This is a genomic window from Synechococcus sp. CCY9202, from assembly GCF_034931685.1.
In the GTDB taxonomy this organism is placed as follows: Bacteria; Cyanobacteriota; Cyanobacteriia; order PCC-6307; family Cyanobiaceae; genus CBW1002.
On the sequence record NZ_JAYGID010000125.1, the window covers coordinates 1 to 1,764 of the forward strand.

At 54.0% G+C, this 1,764-nt stretch carries 1 protein-coding gene; it reads right to left on the reverse strand.

Going from position 1 to position 1,764, the window contains the following annotated elements:
• Positions 1-80: 80 nt before the first annotated feature.
• Positions 81-1,649: an IS5 family transposase gene (locus VB777_RS15145; RefSeq protein WP_323249955.1), complete on the reverse strand. Its 1,569-nt coding sequence runs from the start codon at positions 1,647-1,649 to the stop codon at positions 81-83.
• Between the last annotated feature and the right edge of the window lie 115 nt (positions 1,650-1,764).

Genomic DNA, 1,764 nt, shown 5'->3' on the forward strand with positions numbered 1-1,764 from the left:
TAGGGACTCCTGAAAAACAAATCGCGAGCAGGCTCGAGTTCTGCCAAAGACCAAGGGGGGTAGGCAGCTCGAAAACCCGGCTATGCAGTGACCAGCGTTTCGGCTGTCTCAAGCAGATAAATGTTCCTGAGCGCCACCCAGAGCCAGCCTGGCCGATGCCAGGTGTAAAACCAGGCATAAATAGTGACAAAAAAGAGGCGGAGGAGCCTCAGGATCTTCTCAGCACACATCACCAGGAATCCCATGGAAATCGAGGTTTCTGCACCCTTAGGCAGCCGAGCCATGATCAGCCGAAGTGAATATTTCCGCTTCCCGGATCCAAAGACTCCCTCCACCTCATTTCGCTTTCGCTGGTCTGCGCTGAGCTGTTGCTTGTGAGCCGCATTGATCTCGGGATCCTTCGGTGGCCTTCCTAGTCGCTTACCAGATAACCGTATGTTATTCCTCGTGCAGAAATTTCGATTCTTGGTGTTGATGTAGATGCGATCAGCGCAGATTCGCTCAGGGTAACAGCCGTTTTCAAGCTTATATTTCTTGGCTTGGGGAATGAGGTCCTCGCCCTCATTGTATGGATCCCAGCTGATCCTGTGCAAGAAGGCAAAGCCATTCCGCACGGAAACACTAATTTTGGCGCCAAACTCAACTGCGGCTCTTGCCTTACCGCGAACAATGGGACGAACCTGCCGCTGAACCAAGTTGACGATGCGGTCGGGGATGCTGCGCGACTTGGCGTATAGCAAGATGCTTTGTTGGCGATGCAGCTCGCTGATCACGAGAAGCTTGTGCCACCAATGCGTCTTCAGACCCGAAAGCCTTGCCCCAGAAGCGATCAAGGCATCGATGGCATCAAGATTTCGCTGTAGATAGTCGAGCTGGCGGCGTATTGTGGCTTTTATCTTTCGACGGCGGGGCTTCTTCTGTTTGGCGACATTAAGGAAAACAGCACGTGCCCTGCCACGATCATATCGGGGCTTGTGTTTGCGAAGGTCTGAGCGCTGGTCGCACAGATCATCAATGATTCGTTCGGTCGACTCCCTCGCCTCGTTCAGCAACTTCAGATCAGTCGGATAGGTGATATCGGCTGGCGTGCAGGAGGCATCGATAGTGAGTGTTCCCCAGTTCTTGCCCTCAGGCCAATCTGCAGGCTTCACGAAGTCGTCGAGTGATATCTGGGTTGCAGCGTCAGCGCCTGGAGCGCCAGAGTCGTCGTCATCTGGGAGTGACGACACAGCCTCGATCACCATGGCCTTGCCGCGTTCGGCAATCAGTTCGTTGATCCGCTTGAGATCTTCCTCCGAGAATCGTTTGCGGAAATGAACCATCATCGACGGGTCGAATGGCGCCTTGCTGGAATAGCCGGCAAAACCAAGGAAAAACTGCATGTAAGCGTTTTCTCGGATCTGCTCGACAGTCTCCTCATCGGTCAAGCCAAGCCGCTGCTTGATGAACAGCGCGCCAAAGGCCAGTCTCACAGGCTTCGCAGGGGCGCCAGTCGTGGGGTTGAATTGGGGGGCATATGTTTCTTCCAGCTCTTCCCATGGCATCAGAGAGGAGAAGAGAACCCAGCGATTGTCCGGGTCCAACATGCCGCCAAAAGGGACATGGAACTCTTCGATTGAGAGCTGCCCGTTATGGTGTTTTCGGTACATCTGCAGCGTTCAGCAGTTGTAGCAATCGTCAATTGCCCTGATCGAGCCCAGTTTATCGGGTCTCGGTCACTGAAACAAGTTGCGCCGCAGTCGATCTGACTTTTTCAGGAGTCCC